Raw genomic sequence first — 21804 nt, forward strand, 5'->3', positions numbered from 1 at the left:
GTTTTAAATAGATGCTGGAAATCAATAAGTTATATTTTTGGCATGCTGTTTGATTTCTACCTTTTGAACCTTAAATCTGAAAGTTATGAAGGCAATTATTTTATCCGTATTAGCAGTATTTCTTCTAACCAATCAATCAATGTTTGCTTCAGAATTAAAATCTGAAGAGTATGTAAATTATGGTTCTTTATTCTATAATAATTCAATTGTATTTGTAGAGAATCAAATCGAATTTGCAGTTTTTCCTGATGGTCAGTTTGATTTTTCATTTCCTGGATATGGTACCAATGTTACATTGGGATTGTCGGTGAATAACTTCAGTTTTAATGCTGGATTTAATTACAATCCTTATATACAGTATGATGCTTTTGGTGCCGCAATTCAAATTGAAAACACCCCGGTGTATTATGATGATTTTGGTAGAGTAATACAAATAGGTACCATTGGAATTCAATATAATAGATTTGGTCACTTAGTTGGCGTTGGAGGCTTAAATGTAGTCTTTAACAATAATGTTATTGTTAACTTCTCTGGTTACATTAACCCATATAACAGGTTCTATGTTTACAGGCCATGGCACCGTTATTATGCAATACCTGCGGTGAATTACTGTGTGGTCTACGCAAGACCTTACAGAGCATTCTATAATCCCATAAGGCATGTATACTACAGACCATATGTGAACAATTATAGATATTCTGTTGTAGCTAGCCGAAGAGCTTATGCTAGAAACGGTCATATTCGTAAGGGTTATACCAATCGCTACAGACAGGAGGCTCGAAATTCAAGAGACAGACAAGTTGCTGAAAACTATAACAGGCGCTATAGTTCTAGAAGTTCGTCATCAAGAGTTGCGCAGTCAGAAAGAACAAGGTCTTATGTGCAAACGACAGATAGAAACCCAAATGCCAGTTCTAATAATAGAAATCTACGATCAAATAAAGAGCGGAACCGTACGCTTAGAGATAATAGAGTTAGTACAAATTATAAAACAAATAAATCAAACAGGGCTAATGGAAGAAAAGGATCTGATCTTAGAAGTAAAAAGTCAATATCAAAGGTTGATAACAGATCTAATTCTAGAACAAAGAATTCCCGAGTATCCGTTACACCAAAAAGATATGATTCCAGATCTAAATCAATTAAAACAAAAAGCAAGAGCAGGTCATCCAATAAATCGAGAGGTCTAACTAAAACGAAAACCTCTGAAAGAAGAAGTTCAAGAAGCCCTAATTGATTGATTTTTTTGGTTGGTTGCGAGAGTCCTTCAAGTGTGTGCCTCAAAGCACCTTGGGGGACTTTCTTTTATTAATAGGATTGTATAACCGAAGCTAGCTTCTTGGTCAACTCACGTCTTGAAAACTGTTTAAGACCAATGGGGTGATTGATTAGATTATGATCCTTATATTTCAAGTAGCATTCTTTAAGGTGATTTTTTAGACCCTCCTTCTGCTTGTAATAAAAATACTTACCCGCATTAGTTTCAAATAGAATGCGCTCAACATCAGATCCTTCTGGTCCTAAGGCTAAAATAGGCCGATCCGATTGAAGATATTCAAAGAGTTTTCCTGGAATAATGGCTTTTGTTTCTTCAGAATCAATTTCAATTAGCAACAATAATTGAGATCTTAGCTGACACTTAATTGCTTCTTTATGCGATACATACCCTATTACATTTAAACTATTAGACAACCCATAACCTCCCAAAGCTGCAATCACATCTTCGCTTATAACACCGACCAGGTTAATTTGTAAATCAGATTCAAACTCCGCGTTTTCCAATACCATTTCTGAGAGTGCTTCCCAAAGAATCTTGGGGTTTCTATTTGATAATAAGGATCCAATGTGAGAAATGGTGAATTTGTTATCTAATTCTTGCTTAGGTATGTCATGAGCATCATATCCATTGGTGATTACTTCAAGGGGTATATTGGTCAATGCTGCAAACTCCGATCTAGTGTTATTGCTTGTTACTATTATGCCATCTGCAGTGTTCAAGACTTTTTTCTCAAGAGCTTTGTGTTTAACCCTAGATCTGGATAACAATTTCAATGACTTGTGATAACCTATACTGGTCCAAGGGTCTCTAAAATCTGCAAGCCAATTGATTTTCAAAGTTTCTTTTAATTCTAATCCAATTAGATGAAGGCTATGAGGAGGCCCAGTGGTTATCACTGTATTTATAGAACGATCTTTTATTAATGTAGACAATATCTTTACAGAGGGTTTTACCCAGTTTTTACGGGCGTCTGGAATAAAAAAATTACCTCTAACAAATAACATGAGGCGTTCTGTGAGTGATTGGCTTTTTGTATCTGATATAATACCAGAACTTATTGCTTTTGTTGATTTCTTAGAGAGCATTCCTGACCATTTGTATGGCTCAGAAATAGGCGATTTAACGACCTCAATTCCTTCTGGAATTTCGTCGACTAGTGATTTGTCTTCAATGGGGTATGTTGGATTTTCAGGGCAATAAACAATTGGCGTAATGCCATTCTCAGGTAGATACTTACAGAATTTCAACCAACGCTGGACACCTGGCCCACCTGCTGGAGGCCAATAGTAGGTAATAATAAGTACATGCTTTTGAGACATGCTTAAACTTTTTCGTCTGGTTTTTTATACTGCCAAAACAAACCAAATGCCAGAAGAAGGACAACTGTAATAGAACTCCCTAATGCTATGGTACTACCAGTCTGCACAACCTTAGGTTCAAACCTAAACTCTATTTTATGAGATCCAGCTGGGATTTCCAATCCTCTCAACACATAATTTACTTGTTGATGATCAACTGGATTTCCATCCAGGTAGGCCTGCCATCCATCCGTGTAATAGATCTCTGAAAAAACAGCGTAACCATCATTATCTGAACTTGAACCATAAATTAGATAATTGGGCTGATGACTTTGAAGTCTAATTTGAGTTAGTGAATCCGTCTGTACATAGTTGGACTTTAAATTAGCTGCCTCAAATAGATTAGATCTAATCAGTGCAACATTTTTATTATCCAAACTGTCTAATTGTAATAGTTCATCATTAGCCGATTCAACAGTAGTAACTGATTTTACAAACCAGGCATTTCCATTGGCTTCTTCATTTTCATATGATAATAGCGAGCCAGTTTCGTCCTCGGCGATAATATATTTAGTATTAAGCATATTAAGGACATTTATATTGTTTTTGTATACATAAAAGTCCAGAAGCTCATCTACCCTTCCAATTTTAGCAGCATGATAACCCGTAAGAGAATTATGAAAATAAGCAGCCCTAGCTGGTGCTCTTCTACCCTCATTACTCAAATCAAAAACTCTAAAATGGCCCTTATCATTTAATATCTCTTTATCAGCTATATTGGAAGAATAAGGTTTATCAACTTTTATAGCTGACACGAAACTATCATTGTTTACGTAACGCCAATCAACGAGTGTTAGATCTATTAAAATAAGTACCCCAACACAAAAAATAGTTATTGTTTTTGATAGCTTGTCTTTTATAAAAGCATATAATAAGCCACTTACAATGAGGACTAAGGCTAACGTCCTAATTGTATCTGAAGTAAAAAAAGTCTTTCGATCCTCAATCAAGGCATCAACAAAAGACTGTCCGTAATATTGTCTATACTGTGCATCTCTAAGTGAGGCAAAGTCAAATAATGAAGATTTGAGCACTAAGAAAATTAGAGCTAATCCGCCAGTAATTCCCAAGGCGTACTTCAAGGCTTTCTGTCGTTCTTCTATAGAAGTTTTAGAAGAGAAAAATTGCATTAACCCTAATATACCAAGTGCTGGGGCACACAATTCAAGAATAACTTGAATGGAACTAACGGCCCTAAACTTGTTATATAAGGGCACATAATCAATAAATAGATCAGTGAGTAAGCTAAAATTCTTACCAAAAGATAAAAGCAGACTAAATATTAAACCAGCCAATAACCACCATTTAACCTTTCCTCTAACCAGGATTAGTCCTATGATAAAAAGAAATATAATGATAGCACCAATATAGGCTGGAGCTTCTACAATGGGCTGATCTCCCCAATACATTGGTGCCGATCTCGCCTGATCTAAAGCATCTATGGGTGAAGCACCAAGGGCAATAAAGGCTTTGTAGGTTTCTGAATCTTTACCCACATCTTCATAACTCCCGCCTCCCATAAAATTTGGAATGAATAGATTAAAGGATTCAAGAACCCCATAACTGTATTCTGTAATATAGTCTTTATCCAAACCCGACGATACCATCTTAGGAGAACCGTCGGCATTAATTGTTAGCTCACTTTTACCTCTTGTGCTGACTTTAACATATTCTTGAGTAGCCATTATATTAGTAGCGTTTAAGCCAACTGCTAGTATTGCTGCGACAACAAGAATACCTAATGATTTAAAAAAAACAGGAAGTTCTTTCTTTTTATAAGCATCAACCAGATAAGCTATGCCCAGAACTATAACCAAAAGCAATAGATAATAGGTCATCTGAAAATGGTTGGCAACTAACTCTAACCCAAGAGCAATGGTCGTAAGGATAAAACCTAAGACATATTGCTTTCTAAAAGTCAAAACAATTCCAGATAATACCAGTGGCATGTAGGCTATGGCATGTGCTTTGGCATTGTGCCCTACTCCAAGAATTATTATCAAGTAAGTTGAAAATCCAAAAGCTAGAGCACCAATTGCCGAAATCTTAAAATCAACTTTTAAGGATAACAACAGTATGTAAAATCCAATTAAATAAAGAAAAAGGTAATCTGCGGGTCTCGGCAAGAATCTTAAGGTCAGATCAATTTTCTTAATGTAGTTATGAGGATATTTGGCACCCAGCTGATATGTAGGCATTCCGCCAAAGGCACTGTTGGTCCAATAAGTTTCTTCACCGGTAGCTTTGGCGAATTCTTTTTGTTGTTGTGCCATGCCAATATAATGCATGATATCACTTTGGAAGATCTTTTTTCCCTGCAAAACTGGATTAAAGTAAGCAAGAGAGATTACCACGAACCCTATTATCACAATCAGATGTGGCAATAGTTGTTTTATTTTATCAGTCATTTAGATTAGATGGAATTCGCAAGAAAAGTACTTAATTTTTAAATACTGATGGGGTAAGATCAAATAATTCTAATCCACCTCTTCATACTCAATATACTCCCCAACGGTATCATTTGATTTTTTTTGAGGATTAGGCATTTTATCGATAACAGTTTCGCCCTCTTTTACACTGCTTTTTTGAGAATAATCATTAGTCTGAAAATTGCCCCCAAAGCGCTGTTCTGCCTTTTTAGCAACAAAGCGCAATAAAAATGGCGCAAATAATCTAGCTAGGGATTTAACACCTAGATAAACCAGAATTATTATTAATAACGTTTTTAATAAACCCACAATTGATGCAAAATAAGTCATTAATTCAGTAATGTTGGGATAAAAGTACGACTATAGTAGGGCATTCTTTCTTAATATTCTTAAAAAATTGATTAATTGCATATTTTTGCATCCAAACTAAACTACATGCGACTCCCTGTTATTCTAAACCTGCTTTTATGTGCTTTTTTATCATTTTCATCTCATGCTCAATACACGGATGTCATTAACTCCAACAGACCCGGCGCCTCCAAAAGTGCCTATTCTGTAGGAACCAATGTTCTTCAATTTGAACTTGGTGGCCGTTCTGTAACAGAAAAGCATTCATTACTTCAGGAAGATGTATCTGGATTTGCTGTCAATTTCGCAGCTCGTTTTGGTTTATTCTGGGAACAATTAGAAATTAACGTGGATTTAGATTATCAGAATGACAGAAAAACAATTAATAGCACCAGTATTCCTCAAGAAGGAAATCGTGCTAACTTTAGATATTTTGCTATTGGAGCTAACTATCTGATATATGACCCTTATAAGTCCCTTGAAGATGAGAAGCCAAATCTTAAGAGTTATCATGCCAATAATAGATTTCAATGGAGTTGGTTAATTCCTGCTGTTTCAATTTATGCAGGTGCCAATTATGACGCTCCAGACAGTCCGTACACACCTCCCCTAGTTGAAGGTTTTAGTCCTAAAGTAAGGCTTGCGACGCAGCATAATTTCTTCAATGGATGGGTTTATGTTATGAATTTTAGTTATGATCGAATTGGAAGTGATGACCCTGAATTCCAATATATCTTAACATTAACAAAGGCTATTAATCAACAATGGGTTGTGTTTGGTGAGATACAAGGTATCAACAGTGACTTTTATGCTGATAATTTATTCAGGCTGGGTGGGGCTTATCTTTGGAACAAAAATTTTCAGTTAGATACCAACATTACCTTTAACGCTAAGGACACACCATCAGTCTTTAATTTTAGTCTTGGTGCGTCTTACCGATTTGATTTTCATGATGACAGTAAGGCCATTGAAAAAGCAACACGCGAAGCTCTTGAGGAGGAAAAAGAAAATTCCAACTAACTTTGTAGCCTAACTAAATACCAATCAGTCACTCTATGATCGAGGTAAAAAAAGTAATATCCAAAAAAGATAAACTTACCTTTATAAAGTTCCCATTCAAAATTTATGACAATCATCCATATTGGGTACCTCCCATCATATCTCAGGAATTAGAAACTTTTAATGAAGACGTTAACCCCGTATTTCATGACGCGGAAGCTCAACTATTTCTAGCGTATAAGGATGGTGAGGTAGTTGGAAGAGTCGCTGCCATAATTAATTGGCTGGAAGTTAATAATCAAGGCGTTAAAAAAATGCGTTTTGGTTGGATGGATTTTATTGATGATAAAGCTGTTAGTAAGGCCCTATTTGATAAAGTTTTTGAAATCGCCAAAGAAAATAATCTTGAATTTGCAGAAGGACCGGTCGGTTTTTCCAATATGGATAAGGTGGGTGTTTTATTTGAGGGATTTGATTCCAGAGCTTCTATGATGACCTGGTATAATGAACCCTATTACCTAGATCATTATGAAAGTTATGGGTTTACAACAGAAAAAACTTACCAGGAAAGTAAATTTTATTTCCCGTCCACTAATCCGGAATCTTTTTTAAAGGCAAAGGATCTTATAAGTAAACGCTATAAAGTAAAATCCCTGAGGTTTAATTCTACTAAGGATATAATGCCTCACGTTGATGACATGTTTGATTTATTCAATGAGTCCTACGCCCGATTATCATCATTTGTTGAGATCACAGATCTGCAAAAAGAATATTTTAAAAAGAAGTTTATAAAATTCGTCAATCCTGAGTTCATCAATTTCATAGTTAATGAGCAAAACGAGCTAATTGCATTTGCCGTGGTTATGCCATCCTTCTCTCAGACCATACAGGATATAAAAGGACGTCTTTTTCCATTTGGTTTTTTAAAAATATTAAGAGCTAGAAAGAAGAGTAAAGATGCTATCTTCTATTTGATTGGTATTCACCCTAAATACCAAAACAAGGGTATACACGCTTTAATTTTTAATCACTATTACCACATTTTTCGTGAAAAAGGTATCGAATGGTGTTACCGCACCCCTGAACTCGAAGACAATCTTTCTTCAATTCAAATATGGAAACACTTCAATAGCAAGGTTTATAAGCGCAGAAAAACCTATAAGAAAATGCTATAAACAAATAAAGCCTCTTCAAACGAAGAGGCTTTTTATATCTACTAAATTCTAATCTTACTATTCCCCCATAGCCGCAATCAGTGCTGCAGACATTCTACGGTAAGTACCATTTTCTAGCCTATCTCTTATGGCATCAAAAGCGTCTAAAGTTTCTTCTACATCCTTAAGAGTATGGGTGGCCGTAGGAATCATTCTTAAAAGTATTAATCCTTTAGGGATCACTGGATATACCACAATTGAGCAGAAGATTCCATGATTTTCTCTAAGGTCTTTAACCAGGGCCATAGCTTCTGGTATACTACCTTTTAAATAAACCGGAGTAACACAACTTTGAGTGGTCCCCAGGTCAAATCCTCTTGATCTAAGTCCAGACTGTAAAGCATCAACATTTTCCCAAAGTTTTGCCTTAAGCTCAGGCATACTTCTAAGCATATCAAGACGCTTTAAGGCCCCAATGACCAATTGCATCTGTAAGGATTTTGCAAACATTTGAGATCGTAAGTTATATTTTAAATAATCAATGATCTCTTTATCGCCAGCAATAAATGCCCCAGTACTCGCTAAAGACTTTGCAAACGTGGCAAAGTAAACATCGATTTCATCCTGAACCCCTTGTTCTTCACCAGCTCCAGCTCCAGTTGCACCTAAGGTTCCAAATCCATGGGCATCATCAACCAAAAATCTGAACTTATATTTTTTCTTTAATTCAGCTATCTCCTTCAGCTTGCCCTGTTCACCTCTCATTCCAAAAACACCTTCAGAAATAACAAGTATACCGCCACCGGTTTGTTCCGCCATTTTTGTAGCACGCTCCAGGTTCTTCTCTAAACTTACAATATCATTATGCTTGTAAGTAAATCGTTTACCCATATGCAATCTAACACCATCAATAATGCAGGCATGAGAATCAACATCATACACAATGATATCATCCTTAGCTACTAAAGCATCAATTGTAGACATAATTCCCTGGTAGCCAAAATTTAATAAATAAGCTGCTTCCTTATTCACAAACGCTGCCAATTCATTTTGTAGTTGCTCATGAAGAGAGGTATGTCCAGACATCATTCTGGCACCCATTGGATAAGCGGATCCATATTGTTGGGCAGCTTCAGCGTCAACTTTCCTTACTTCAGGATGATTTGCAAGGCCTAAATAGTCATTAATACTCCAAGTAATAACCTCTTTACCTTGAAAATGCATTCTATTAGAAATCTGACCTTCTAACTTTGGAAATACAAAATATCCTTCGGCTTGTGAAGCCCACTTACCAAGTGGTCCTTTATCCCTATAAATCTTATCAAATAAATCCTTCATTCCTTTCGTTGCTAGCTATTAATTTAGTTTTGCTATTGGATCTCATTCAACCTTTTATAGATATTAATAAATTGTTAAAATAAATCCCTGTAAACTGGGCAAAATTAATATATATTAAGTTCTTGACATAATTTAATTCCACCATTATATTCACCGACTTTTTAACATAAAAAACCTGCCACAGCCGAAGCCATGACAGGTTTCAATTTAAGTCAGCTAGTTTACTTTATATATCCTACAGTTTCTGAATTTTCATGGATTGCATCGAAAAATCCTTGTTTCTCCATCCATTCATCACTGTATACTTTACTCATGTAACGAGATCCATGATCGGGAAATACTACAACAACAACATCCTCTTCGCCAAATTCCTTATCCTCACTTAGTTGCTTTAAGGCCTGGAAAGCTGCACCACTTGTATATCCCACAAAAATGCCTTCTTTATTCGATATTTCTCTAGCAGAATGAGCACTATCTTCGTCATTGACCTTTACAAACTTATCAATACTATCAAAATCTGTGGCCGTAGGAATCAAATTTTTTCCTAATCCTTCAATCCTGTATGGATAAATCTCCTTTTCGTCAAACTCTCGAGTTTCATGATACTTTTTAAGAACAGATCCATAAGCATCTACTCCAATCACTTTTACATCAGGATTCTGCTCCTTAAGGAATCTAGATATTCCAGAAATAGTTCCACCTGTTCCACTACAAGCCACTATATGAGTCACCTTACCATTTGTTTGAGACCATATTTCAGGACCAGTAGTTTTATAATGAGCATCAATATTCAAATCATTAAAGTACTGATTGATATAAATCGAACCTTCAATTTCAGTATGTAGTCTTTTAGCAACTTCATAATAAGATCTAGGGTCATCAGCAGGAACATGCGCAGGACAGACATATACTTCAGCTCCCATAGCTTTTAACATGTCGATTTTATCTGGCGATGATTTAGAACTTACAGCCAAAATACAAGTATAACCTTTAAGGATACTTACCATTGCTATACTAAATCCAGTATTTCCTGAAGTGGTTTCAATAATTGTGTCGCCAGGCTTTAAAATACCTCTCCGCTCAGCTTCTTCAATGATGTGAAGTGCAATGCGGTCCTTTGCTGAATGTCCTGGGTTGAACCCTTCAACTTTTGCAAAATATTGACCCTTAAAATTCGAAGTGATGTGATTTAGTCTGATGAGTGGCGTATTACCTATAAGTTGTAATACATTATCAAAAACATTATTATTTTGATCCATATCAATTATTTCAAACAACTATAAGGATTATAATTGTTTAGATACAAGGGGCAAAATTAATATTTTTTTTCAATCCTAGGATGTTATTCCTTCTAAATCAAAAAGGAAGGCATATTCTTCAGCATCTTCTTTAAGTGCTTCAAATCTACCTGAAGCCCCACCATGACCGGCATCCATGTTAGTTCGTAGTAATATCTTATGATCGGACAGATTGGTCTCTCTTAACTTAGCCACCCATTTTGTTGGTTCCCAATACTGCACCTGCGAATCATGCAAGCCGCTACTAACAAAAATATGGGGATACGTTTTTTCTCCAACATTATCATAAGGAGAATACGATTTCATGTACCAATAAAAATCCTCAATATTGGGGTTTCCCCATTCATCATACTCTCCTGTAGTTAAGGGAATGGAATCATCAAGCATGGTTGTAACCACATCCACGAATGGTACAGCCGCAACAACACCATTATAAAGTTCAGGTGCTTCATTTAAAATAACTCCCATAAGTAATCCACCAGCGCTTCCGCCCATAGCATATAAATGACTTGCAGAGGTGTATCCTTTGTTTATTAGCGTTTTTGAGCAATCTATAAAGTCTGAAAAGGTATTCTTTTTATTGAGCAATTTTCCATTTTCATACCATGGGCGCCCCATATATTCTCCACCCCTTACATGTGCTATAGCGAAAATAAAACCACGATCTAATAAACTTAATCGCAGTGATGAAAAATAAGGGTCAACAGTAGAACCATAACTTCCGTACGCATATTGCAATAAAGGGTTAGATCCATCCAAGCCGATACCCTTTTTGTAAACAAGTGAAATTGGCACCTTGGTTCCATCCGCTGTATTAGCCCATAAACGCTCAGATTGGTAATTATTCTTGTCAAATGATCCCCCGAGTACTTCTTGCTCCTTGAGAATCACTTGAGTCCGCTCTTTCATATCAAATTCTATAATTGAAGCTGGGGTCGTAAGAGAATTATAATTAAATCTAAGTTTGCTTGTATTAAACTCAACATTGATACTTGTAAAGGCTGTATATGTTTCACTTTCAAATGGTAAATAAAAATCTTCTGAGCCATCCCATTCAATTATTCTAAGACAATTAAGGCCATTGCTTCGTTCCGATAGAACTAAATAATCTTTAAATATGTCGATACCTTCGAGTAAAACGTCTTTCCTATGTGCAATTATTTCGTTCCAATTCTCTATTCCTGTTGAATCGGTGGGAGCTTTCATCAATTTAAAATTGGTAGCGCCATCTTTATTTGTCATTATGTAAAAATGATCCTCATAATGCGATATGCTATATTCTAATCCTCGTATTCTCGATTGAAACATCTCAAACTTTCCCATCGGATGATCAGCATCCAAAATATGGTATTCATTAGTCATGGTGCTATAACAGGCAATAACCAAATATTTCTTGGACTTGGTTTTGTACACAGCAACACCAAAGGTATCATCAAGCTCTTCATAAATGAGAACATCAGATTCAGTGCCTATTGAATGACGCAATATTTGATAACTCCGCAATGTAACCGGATCCTTTTTGGTATAAAACAACGTGCGATTGTCATTTGCCCAGGATGAAGACCCTGTTGTATTTTCAATATTATCCATTAGAACTTCATTGGTAGTCAGATCCTTTATATGAATGGTATATTGCCTTCTACCTGTAGTGTCTACACCAAAGGCTACTTTTTTATTGTCTGGGCTAATACTTATACCAACTAATTTAAAATAGGAATGGTCTTTAGCCATTATATTGCAATCAAACAAGATCTCTTCAACGGCATCCAATGATTCCTTTTTTCTAGTGTAAATTGGATAGTCTTTGCCTGTTTCAAACCTGGTGATATACCAATAGCCATTATATTTATAAGGAACAGAATTATCATCTTCCTTAATCCTGGCCTTCATTTCATGAAACAAATCTTCCTGAAATTTCTTTGTGTGTGCCATTTGAGCATCGCAATAAGCATTTTCTGCCTTAATGTGGTCAATAACTTTTGGGTTATCGCGCTCATTCATCCAAAAATAGGGATCAATACGTTCGTCATTATGGATGTTGAGCGATTTAGGTTTTTTTTCCGCTACGGGTTGTCTCATCTGCGATATACTCATTTTTTATCTATCCAGAATTATTAGAAAAGAAGCGCAATTTACTAATTTTGCAACTATATAAATTTAATCTCAAAAGGATGTTTGGAGATATGATGGGCATGATGAATAAATTAAAAGAGGCCCAAAAGAAAGTAGAAGAAACCAAAGAACGATTGAATCATGTAGTCATAGATGAAGCTAGTTCTAATGGTGAAGTTAAAATATCAATAACGGCTAACCGAACTATAAAGTCTATAGACCTGAATGAAGCGCTTTTGGAAGACAAGGAAATGTTAGAAGATTATCTCATTCTAACAATAAATAAGGCCATCGAGCGGGCAACGGCAATAAACGAAGCCGAACTTGCTGCAGTTGCTAAAGAAGGCATGCCAAATATTCCAGGAATGGATATGTTTAAATAATTGGTAACAACTTAAGCATCTTCTCATGCATGGCCTCTGAATAATCAAGATGTGTCACCATTCTTAGTTTGTTGCTGCCCATCCCTATTATGGAAATGAGATGTTTGTTTAGATCTTCAAGATAGGTCACTTCATCCACATCATTGTTTAATTCAAAGATGATTATGTTGGTTTCAATCGGTTCTACCAACTTGATCTTTGGTGATTTCTCGAGTGCAGCACCTAATTCTTTGGCTTTTATATGATCGTCATGCAGTCGATCTATATGATGATCCAAAGCGTATAAACCGGCGGCAGCCAAGTAACCTACCTGACGCATTCCGCCTCCAAGTATTTTCCTCACACGCATGGCTTTGTCCATAAGAGCTTGTTTACCAATTAGTACAGATCCTATTGGACAACCTAGCCCCTTACTTAGACACACAGAAATAGTATCGAAGATTTCACCATACAGCTTGGCTGATTCGTTTTTTGCAATAAGGGCATTCCAAAGCCTGGCACCATCCAGATGAAAACCTAAACCATGATCGCTTGCCAAAGTCCTAAGCTTCAAAAGTTCTTGATAATCCCAACAGGCTCCTCCCCCTTTATTGGTCGTATTCTCTATTTCGATCAAAGATGTTAATGGACTGTGATAAAAATCAGGTGGATTAATACACTCCTTAGCTTGCTCTGCCGTAAACATTCCACGTTGTCCATTGACTAGTTTACACGATATTCCACTATTAAATGAGGCTCCCCCCCCTTCATAATTATAAATATGAGCATATTTATCGCAAATAACCTGCTCCCCAGGATTTGTATGGAGTTTCAATGCTGCTTGATTAGCCATACTTCCGGTTGGAAAAAAAAGCGCAGAATCCATACCAAACATCTCAGTAAGACGCTTCTCTAGTGCATTAACAGAAGGGTCCTCCTTATACACATCATCGCCAACAGGCGCAGACATCATGGTCTCAAGCATTCCTTGAGTTGGTTTTGTCACCGTGTCACTTCGTAAGTCTACTTTCATCTAATTAGGGTTATAATTACAGACATCCATTCCAATAGGAGACCCATCTGGAATTTTTGGAGACGACATTAGCTTGAAATCCTCAGGGTCCTCTTTAAATTGATTAATAAGGCGCAGTTGCTGCTTGGCATAAGGGTCATCCAATTCTGAGAGCCATTTTTTTGCAATATCCTCTAAAGCAGAATAGGCGAGAGCATTCACCTCGAAGGACGCTTTTTCAGAAACTGCCAAATTCATTAAATGCTTCAATACATTGTTTTGATACTGCCTATTAATAGTTTGAAGGTAGGAATCCTCATAGATCTGATTAAAACTTGAGGCTATTAGTTGGCCGAATAAAGCTTTCAAACTAAGTTGCTTATTATCGATTGAATTTTGAAGAACCACCCTATTCATTCGTTCTGGATGAAGTAATAACCTCAAGGTAAGATCACTAGCTGTACTTGCAGCACTTACTGGATCAAAAGCTACTCCATTCTTACCTTTAAAGGACTCTCTTGATTTATAATACCCATATGCCCTTGGTGGGAAAAGTGTTAGCAAAGACCTTGGAATTGCCAAATTTTCGGCAGAACAAGACTTCAATACCTGGTCCAAAGTCTGTTGCTGGAGTTTAACGTCTATAGGACTTACCACATTTTGACCATCACCTTTAGTAGCATAACTATAATCCAATCCTCCTATAACTTTTACGGCTGCTTCAACCTGATATCTATGATAGAAATACAGCGGCACAAAAACATCCTCCAATACAGTATAAGGTTGAGACGATGTTATGTTATCCTCCGAGAATTGAGACATAGCAATCTTTCTAACTTCTAGTACATTTTTTAGTTCTAATGATGCTGAGGTCCCGTTATCCCATAAATGAGCAAAGGCATGGGCACCTCCCTGAGCACGTGCATCGTAATCTGAGATAAATCTAAGACCATCCGTTTGTGCCTTTTTTAAAATAGATTCTAATTCAAAACTTTCATTTTCGCCATTTTTAAAATCCGAATAGCTGTATTCAACCGTTACCTTGTCCCATTCACCAATACCTGTATCATAGGCGTCAGAAAAGACAATTTTTCCGTTCTTAACCGTGATTGTTGGATGCGGATAGTCCATTACCGATGCTCTATTATTGGTACTAGCAGCAAAATTATGAGTGAAGCCTAAGGTGTGGCCTACTTCATGAGCGCTCAACTGACGTATCCTTGCCAAAGCCATCTCCAACATGGGTTGGTAATTATCATCCCCATCTGAAAATGGGTCTTTCATCAATGCTTGGGCAATCAAAAAGTCTTGACGAATTCTTAAACTTCCTAAACTAACATGTCCCTTAATTATCTCGCCTGTTCTTGGGTCAGTAACACTGGCCCCATAGCTCCAACCTCGTGTTGATCTATGAACCCATTGAATGACATTATACCTACAGTCCATCGGGTCAGCATCCTCAGGCAGTAATTTCACCTGAAAGGCATTTTTAAACCCAATTGCTTCAAATGCTTCATTCCACCAGGAAGCTCCCTCTAGAAGCGCAGATCTAACTGGCTCAGGAGTTCCGGGATCCAAATAATAAACAATTGGCTCCTTGGCTGAACTCATTTCGGCTGTAGGATCAATTTTTTCTAAGCGATGTCTAATGACGTAGCGCTGAGTCATATCGTCCTGAATGGGAGCTGCATAATCCTTAAAAGACATAGAAATAGCACCACTTCTAGTATCAAATTTTCGAGGTTGGTAATTGTCATCAGGAAGTTTAATAAACGAATGATGTTGAATTACACTAACTAATGAGGCTGTTGGCGTAACAGTGCGTAATTGAGAGCCTGTTGGTTGACCTTTAAAAGTTAATAAAGACTCAAATTCTACATTTTCTGGAAACGCCTTGGTGCGATCCAAGGCCATAGCGCTCTTACCAAGATCTACTTTAAAAGATCCTTCTTTTCGTCGTTTTAGTACTTGAACTATACCGTTAGAATCTTCTAGTAAAAATGGAGTTAAATCCACAAAGAATTCTCCATTGGTCTCCTCTATAATTTTAAAACCATAGAGTACTGATTTAGCGAATGCCTGTTCGATACTTTTCCGCTCCAACTCATTGTTGGTATTAGCTCTATACCTAAGATTGGGTTGCACTAATAATATCTTATTCCCTGCTCTCTCAAAACGCACAAGCCGTTTTTGACCCAGTTTACCCCTATCCAAACCAATATCGTTACTTCCAACACCTGAAGCCAAAGAATTGATGTATAGAAAATCCTCATTTAGTCGATCTATCTTCAGGTAAATTCTATCCGTAGCTTCTTCGTAATAGAAAGTATAGAATCCTTCAAAAGTCTTTAATCCTGACTTACCCTTTATTTGGGAAAATCCAATACTCAGAAAGCTAATGAAGCATAAACAGAGAATAATTTTTTTCATAACATTTTTAAAAAGCTAAAGCTACACAAAATCTCAAAATATAGAATTTAAATTATGGTGCTTTGAAGCCGGCTATTATATTTGCAAAAAAGTATAACCGATGATTACATCAGATCAAATTAAAGATCTAAATACCCGCCTAGATACACTTAGGCACTATCTTTGACTTAGATGCTAAGTTGATAGAAATCTCCAACGAAGAGGAACAAACTTTCGACCCAAATTTCTGGAATGATTCCAAAAAAGCCGAACTGGTAATGAAATCACTTCGTGAAAAGAAATCCTGGGTTAAAGACTTTAATTCGGCTAAATCTCTATATGAGGACCTTGAAGTTATTTATGAGTTTTTTAAGGAAGATGAAGCCACCTCTGAGGATGTTGAAGAACGCTATGCTAGTTCAGTAAATGCCATAGAGAAACTTGAGTTCAAAAATATGCTTTCTGACGAGGCAGATAATCTCAGCGCTGTACTCCAGATTACGGCTGGTGCCGGTGGAACTGAGAGTTGTGATTGGGCAAGTATGCTTATGCGCATGTATATTATGTATGCTGAGAAAAGTGGCTTTAAAGTGAAAGAACTCAATTTTCAAGAAGGCGATGTAGCTGGAATTAAAACAGTCACCTTAGAGCTAGAAGGGGATTTTGCTTTTGGATGGCTTAAAGGTGAAAATGGGGTACATAGGTTGGTTAGGATTTCACCATTTGACAGTAATGCTAAAAGACACACAAGTTTTGCATCAGTTTATGTTTATCCATTAGTAGATGACACTATTGAAGTAGAAATTAATCCGGCAGATATTGAAATTACAACTGCCAGATCAAGTGGTGCAGGAGGCCAAAACGTCAATAAGGTAGAAACCAAAGTTCAATTAACTCACAAACCTACAGGCATCCAAATTTCATGTTCCGAAACAAGATCGCAACATGACAACCGTGCACGAGCTTTACAAATGTTAAAGTCGCAGTTGTATGAAATAGAACTCCAAAAACGCATGGCGCAGCGTGAGGATATTGAGGCTGGTAAAATGAAGATTGAATGGGGAAGCCAAATTAGAAATTATGTAATGCATCCGTATAAACTTGTAAAAGATGTGCGTACTTCTCATGAGACTGGAAACGTAGATGCAGTTATGAACGGAGATATTGAACCTTTTTTGAAGTCCTATTTGATGATGATGGGGCAAACAAACAATGAAAAATAACTATTGACTATGATAACAATTTATCATAACCCGAGATGTACCAAATCAAGGCAAGGACTTGCCTTATTAGAAGAAAAACAACTTAATTTCGAAGTAATCAGGTATCTTGATGATCCAATTACACTTAAAGAATTAAAAGCAATAGTCGAGAAACTAGGAATCACCCCACTGGCCTTAGTAAGAAAGAATGAAGCTATTTGGAAATCGAATTTTAAAGGCAAAGATTTATCCGATGAGGATATCTTAAAAGCCATGGTTTCAAATCCAAAATTAATAGAACGACCAATTGTTATTAATGGTGAAAAAGCAGTAATTGGAAGACCGACAGAACAAATTCTTACAATACTTTAAATTTATAATATGAAAAGGATTTATGTAATTATTACCATACTACTGATAAGTTTACCAACACTTAGTTTTGCACAAACAAGAGGACAGGTACCTCCTGGACAGCCAACTAAACAAGAAATTGAAAAAGCAAAACGACGAATTGAACAACGTAAACAAGAGTATATTGGGGTGTTTCTAACAACTTTAGAGGCTGATGATTTCCAAAAACAAATTGTAAAACAATACCTTGAATCTTATTCTGACGAGCGTGTAAAATTAATGAGCGCAGACTACTCAAGATTAGAAGAGAGAGAAAGAGCATACAAAAATCTTGAGGATACACATTTCACTGATCTTGAAGGAATGATTTCTGAAAAAGACATGAATGCTATTAAAGATTTTATATCTGGAGATTTTGATGAAAAGAAAGCCAAAAAAGCCAATAAAAAGAAGAAAAAAGGATAAGAACTGACCTTGATCGCATCTTGTATTTCTATTAAAATTTGATTTCAATTTTGCCCAATATACTTTAACAGGATATTAACCCTATTCTTAAAAAAGGGGAATAGTTTTGCAGGGCAATTACCAACCCGTGAATAAAGCCCTGCTAATTCTTATCCTTCTAGCGGTCTCCCTTAGTTTAAATGCTCAGATATCTATTTCGGGCAGTATTGTGGAAAAAGGAAGTAATCTTCCTCTTGAATATGCCACAATAACTTTTAGGAACCCCTCTGATCAGTCTGTTGTTACGGGAGATATTACTGACGAAAATGGGAAGTTTAATATTGAAATTCCACCAGGGATTTACAATATTAAATTTGAATACATTTCTTATAAAAGTGTTGAGCTGACTAATAGAGACTTACGTTCATCCACCAATCTGGGATCTATTCAATTAGAATTGGACATTGAAACTCTAGAACAGGTTGAAATTGTCGCGGAACGTACCAGTGTTGAGATAAAACTGGACAAGAAAATATACAATGTTGGTAAGGATCTTACGGTAAGAGGAGGAACTGTTAGTGATGTACTAGACAACATTCCCTCCGTATCGGTAGATGTAGAAGGAGTTGTTGCTCTAAGAGGTAATAATGATGTTCGCATACTAATTAACGGTAAACCCTCTGCCCTGGTTGGTCTCAATAATTCTGACGCTCTGAGACAACTGCCTGCTGATGCCATTGAAAGAGTTGAAGTTATCACTTCACCTTCAGGAAGATATGATGCCGAAGGTACTGCAGGGATTCTTAATATCATTCTTAGGCGTAGTAAGCTGTTAGGATTTAATGGAGCTGTAACGGGGAACGTTGGTTATCCTGATAGAGCGGGTATTTCTGGAAATGTTAATTACAGAATTGGTGATTTTAATTTTTTTAATACCACTAGTTATCTCTATCGTAAAAATCCTGGTAGAGCTTATACCAATACCTATTATTTAAGCACTGATAGAAGCTTAGAGGAAAATAGAGAATTTGTGCGCGCTCAAAACAGTTTCAATACTAACCTTGGTCTGGAATATTTTATCAATGATGCTAATACAATTACTGCATCTGTTCAATACAGAAATGCCGACGAGGATAATAAAACTATTAATACTATTAATGAGTTCAATGAAATGGATGACCTCATTAATACCATTTTAAGAATTGATCCAGAATTGGCTAAAGACAAAACTGTCCAGTATGGCATTGACTATGATACTTATTTTGGCGGTGATACCAATCACACCTTTAAATTTAGTTTTCAGGATGAAGATTCTCAAGAAACAGAGCAATCCTTAATATTTCAGGATGGTGATCCAGTTGAAGACGTTACAACCGATGAAAAGCAAGACCGTTTGTTTTTCCAGGCGGATTATGTACTGCCACTTTCAGAATTTAGCCAAATTGAAGCAGGTTATCAAGGTAGGTTTTTGACTTTAGATACAGATTATATTATCTTCTTTGTAGATGAAAATGGTGATTTCATTTTAAATGAAGATCTCAGTAACAACCTTGTCTATAAGGAAAATGTGAATGCAGCTTACACTCAATTTGGCAGCAAAATAAAGGAGAAATTCAGTTATCTGCTAGGTCTGAGAATGGAACATTCAGATATCACCATAAATCAAATTACTACAGAGGACTTTAATAAAAAGGTTTACACTGATTTTTTCCCTAGTGTTAACTTGGCTTATGAGTTTACTGAAGATCAAAATATAACTTTGGGTTTTAATCGACGTATCAGGCGTCCACGGTCCAGATTTATCAACCCCTTCCCGTCCAGAAGTTCAGCAACCAATTTGTTTCAAGGGAATCCAGATTTGAATCCAAGTTATTCCAATGTTTTTGACTTAGGTTATTATGAAAATTACGGAAAGCTGTCCGTAAACGGTTCTGTATATTACTCACATGCTACCGATGTATTTGTATTTATTACAGAAGAAACAGGAGACACAGTAATCATTGGTGATACGGAAGTTCCTGTTATAAGACGTACTCCAATTAATCTTGCTTCAAACGATCGGTATGGCTTTGAGTTTACGGTAACATGGCGCCCCAATAAGAAATGGAACGTCAATACCAATTTTAATATCTTTCAATCCATCACCACAGGTGAATTCGAAGGTACAGACTTTGGCGCTGAAAATTTAAGTTGGTTTATAAGGCTCAATAATAAATACACACTTCCAGGAAAAATAGACTGGCAAACGCGACTTAATTATCGTGGTCCTCGCCTGGACGCTCAAAATGAGACAGAAGGTATTTTTTCAATGAATATGGCATTTAGTAAGGATGTCTTTAAAGAACGAGGTTCTATTACATTCACTATTAATGATCTTTTGAATTCCAGGATTCGAAAAACCAATACCGTGACTCCAACTTTTGAAACCAATAGCGAATTCCAAAGACGCTTCAGAACATTTAATCTCGCTTTTACCTATCGTTTCAATCAAAAGAAAAACAACCGAAATCAAGTTGGAAGAAATGGTGGTGGAGATGACGATACCCCAGACTTTTAGTTTTCGAATCTAGACTAGAGATTTCACCAACTAAATCATCGAATTTTAAAATAAAATATTGAACTCATGCATGTTAGTTGCATGCTAACTATTACATTTAAAATAAAAAACAATAAGGCTTGAAGCGTTCAGTTTTTGCACTAATTATCGCATATGTCCTTTTTTGTCAATTAGTTAATTCACAAAACCAAGATCCTTACAAATTCTCTTTGCACATTTCAAGTGATAATGATGCCTTTAGCGCAGCACGAAATTTTGATCGTTATTATACCTATGGTGCCGGAATTAAATTATCGTTTAAAGCGGATAGTATATTAGGATTGCAACGATTATTCAGCAACAAAGAGCATTACTTTTTTAATGCTGGAATACGCTCTGAGGGCTATACCCCTTCTAGATTTGAATTTACTGGTGCTGACCCTGAAGAGATAGAGCTTAATATGGATAGGCCCTTTGCAGGACTGTTATACGGAACATTTGACGTCACCTATATATTTCGAGATTGGTTTTTCAAGACAGAACTGTTATTAGGGGTTATGGGTCCCTCTGCTCAAAGTAAAGAAATTCAAGATTGGATTCATGATAATATTACAGATGATCCAAGATTTGATGGTTGGACCTTGCAAATGCCAGATCAGCTTATTGCAAATCTCAATGTGACAGGCGCCTATAATCTCGATATCAATAATTGGTTTGATCTTTATGGTCAAGCTCGAGCAAGAATAGGTAATTTATTCATTGATGCCACACCAACAGTAGGTTTTAGGCTAGGTAAGTTTAGCTCTATATCTAAAACTGGAGCTTTTGGAAACAACCTAATTGCAGACAATGATATCTTCGAGATTTATATACGCAGTTCTTTTTCGTATACTTTAGCAGCCTTTAACGGTACAGCTCAAGGTAATTTGTTCTATGATAATTTTCAATATGCCGTTAAAGACCTTAATAACTTTTATCCTTCAATGTCTCACGGAATCTTTGTTAGTATTAGGCGTTTTGTAATAAGTTGGGATAATTATTTCACATATGGTGAGGTCACCAAAGGAATCGACCATATTTATGGCAGATTCGGCATTTCTTATCGTTTTAGATAGTAACCATAAAAAAACACGCTTGAATTCAAACGTGTTTTTCCCTAACTAATAAACCAAT

At 36.3% G+C, this 21804-nt stretch carries 17 protein-coding genes; 9 read left to right on the forward strand and 8 right to left on the reverse strand.

The genetic code is table 11. The annotated features are described in order from the left end of the window. The first annotated feature begins 85 nt into the window (after nucleotides 1–85). Nucleotides 86–1237, forward strand: coding sequence for a hypothetical protein (locus DN064_RS11835; RefSeq protein ID WP_115462871.1), 1152 nt, complete (start codon nucleotides 86–88; stop codon nucleotides 1235–1237). A 71-nt stretch (nucleotides 1238–1308) separates the two neighbouring features. On the opposite strand, the gene DN064_RS11840 is transcribed toward DN064_RS11835, so the two are convergent. The 3 genes from DN064_RS11840 to DN064_RS11850 form a co-directional block, all read right to left on the reverse strand. Continuing rightward, nucleotides 1309–2598 (reverse strand): glycosyltransferase family protein, encoded by a 1290-nt coding sequence (locus DN064_RS11840; RefSeq protein ID WP_115462872.1) that lies wholly within the window; start codon nucleotides 2596–2598, stop codon nucleotides 1309–1311. A gap of 2 nt (nucleotides 2599–2600) precedes the next feature. After that, nucleotides 2601–5045, reverse strand: coding sequence for a YfhO family protein (locus DN064_RS11845; protein WP_115462873.1), 2445 nt, complete (start codon nucleotides 5043–5045; stop codon nucleotides 2601–2603). A gap of 69 nt (nucleotides 5046–5114) precedes the next feature. Beyond that, nucleotides 5115–5375 (reverse strand): DUF4834 family protein, encoded by a 261-nt coding sequence (locus DN064_RS11850; protein ID WP_317047372.1) that lies wholly within the window; start codon nucleotides 5373–5375, stop codon nucleotides 5115–5117. A gap of 126 nt (nucleotides 5376–5501) precedes the next feature. On the opposite strand from DN064_RS11850, the gene DN064_RS11855 reads away from it, so the two are divergent. Both DN064_RS11855 and DN064_RS11860 read left to right on the forward strand, forming a co-directional pair. After that, nucleotides 5502–6434, forward strand: a complete 933-nt coding sequence (locus DN064_RS11855) for a transporter (protein WP_115462875.1) — start codon at nucleotides 5502–5504, stop codon at nucleotides 6432–6434. 35 nt (nucleotides 6435–6469) lie between these two features. Next, nucleotides 6470–7588, forward strand: coding sequence for a GNAT family N-acetyltransferase (locus tag DN064_RS11860; RefSeq protein ID WP_115462876.1), 1119 nt, complete (start codon nucleotides 6470–6472; stop codon nucleotides 7586–7588). A 57-nt stretch (nucleotides 7589–7645) separates the two neighbouring features. On the opposite strand, the gene DN064_RS11865 is transcribed toward DN064_RS11860, so the two are convergent. The 3 genes from DN064_RS11865 to DN064_RS11875 all read right to left on the reverse strand — a co-directional run bounded on the left by DN064_RS11865 (nucleotide 7646) and on the right by DN064_RS11875 (nucleotide 12297). Then, the gene (locus DN064_RS11865; protein ID WP_115462877.1) at nucleotides 7646–8905 is read right to left on the reverse strand and encodes an aminotransferase class I/II-fold pyridoxal phosphate-dependent enzyme; all 1260 of its coding nucleotides are present in this window, start codon (nucleotides 8903–8905) and stop codon (nucleotides 7646–7648) included. 221 nt (nucleotides 8906–9126) lie between these two features. Further along, nucleotides 9127–10164, reverse strand: coding sequence for a PLP-dependent cysteine synthase family protein (locus DN064_RS11870; protein ID WP_115462973.1), 1038 nt, complete (start codon nucleotides 10162–10164; stop codon nucleotides 9127–9129). Between the two features lie 75 nt (nucleotides 10165–10239). Beyond that, nucleotides 10240–12297, reverse strand: coding sequence for a S9 family peptidase (locus DN064_RS11875; RefSeq protein WP_115462878.1), 2058 nt, complete (start codon nucleotides 12295–12297; stop codon nucleotides 10240–10242). 77 nt (nucleotides 12298–12374) lie between these two features. On the opposite strand from DN064_RS11875, the gene DN064_RS11880 reads away from it, so the two are divergent. Beyond that, complete coding sequence (locus tag DN064_RS11880) at nucleotides 12375–12698, forward strand: YbaB/EbfC family nucleoid-associated protein (RefSeq protein ID WP_115462879.1); 324 nt, start codon at nucleotides 12375–12377, stop codon at nucleotides 12696–12698. On the opposite strand, the gene DN064_RS11885 is transcribed toward DN064_RS11880, so the two are convergent. Next, nucleotides 12691–13710, reverse strand: coding sequence for a threonine aldolase family protein (locus DN064_RS11885; protein ID WP_115462880.1), 1020 nt, complete (start codon nucleotides 13708–13710; stop codon nucleotides 12691–12693). The genes DN064_RS11880 and DN064_RS11885 overlap by 8 nt on opposite strands. Further along, nucleotides 13711–16119 carry a zinc-dependent metalloprotease gene (locus DN064_RS11890; RefSeq protein ID WP_115462881.1) on the reverse strand — a complete coding sequence of 803 codons (2409 nt, stop codon included), beginning with the start codon at nucleotides 16117–16119 and terminating at the stop codon, nucleotides 13711–13713. It lies immediately after the preceding gene. Nucleotides 16120–16219: 100 nt separating this feature from the next. Here DN064_RS11890 and prfB point away from each other — a divergent pair. The 5 genes from prfB to DN064_RS11915 all read left to right on the forward strand — a co-directional run bounded on the left by prfB (nucleotide 16220) and on the right by DN064_RS11915 (nucleotide 21746). Beyond that, a protein-coding gene (gene prfB / locus DN064_RS11895; protein WP_115462882.1) for a peptide chain release factor 2 occupies nucleotides 16220–17321 on the forward strand; the annotation gives its coding sequence in 2 pieces (ribosomal slippage) (nucleotides 16220–16282 and nucleotides 16284–17321; 1101 coding nt in all). Nucleotides 17322–17330: 9 nt separating this feature from the next. Beyond that, complete coding sequence (gene arsC / locus DN064_RS11900; RefSeq protein WP_115462883.1) at nucleotides 17331–17672, forward strand: arsenate reductase (glutaredoxin); 342 nt, start codon at nucleotides 17331–17333, stop codon at nucleotides 17670–17672. A 9-nt stretch (nucleotides 17673–17681) separates the two neighbouring features. Continuing rightward, nucleotides 17682–18116, forward strand: coding sequence for a hypothetical protein (locus DN064_RS11905; protein ID WP_115462884.1), 435 nt, complete (start codon nucleotides 17682–17684; stop codon nucleotides 18114–18116). A gap of 127 nt (nucleotides 18117–18243) precedes the next feature. Beyond that, complete coding sequence (locus tag DN064_RS11910; protein WP_115462885.1) at nucleotides 18244–20652, forward strand: TonB-dependent receptor domain-containing protein; 2409 nt, start codon at nucleotides 18244–18246, stop codon at nucleotides 20650–20652. Between the two features lie 119 nt (nucleotides 20653–20771). Further along, on the forward strand, nucleotides 20772–21746 hold the full coding sequence (locus DN064_RS11915) for a lipid A-modifier LpxR family protein (RefSeq protein WP_115462886.1): 975 nt from the start codon (nucleotides 20772–20774) through the stop codon (nucleotides 21744–21746). Nucleotides 21747–21804: the final 58 nt, after the last annotated feature.

The organism is Winogradskyella aurantiaca (assembly GCF_003362725.1).
Lineage (GTDB): Bacteria > Bacteroidota > Bacteroidia > Flavobacteriales > Flavobacteriaceae > Winogradskyella_A > Winogradskyella_A aurantiaca.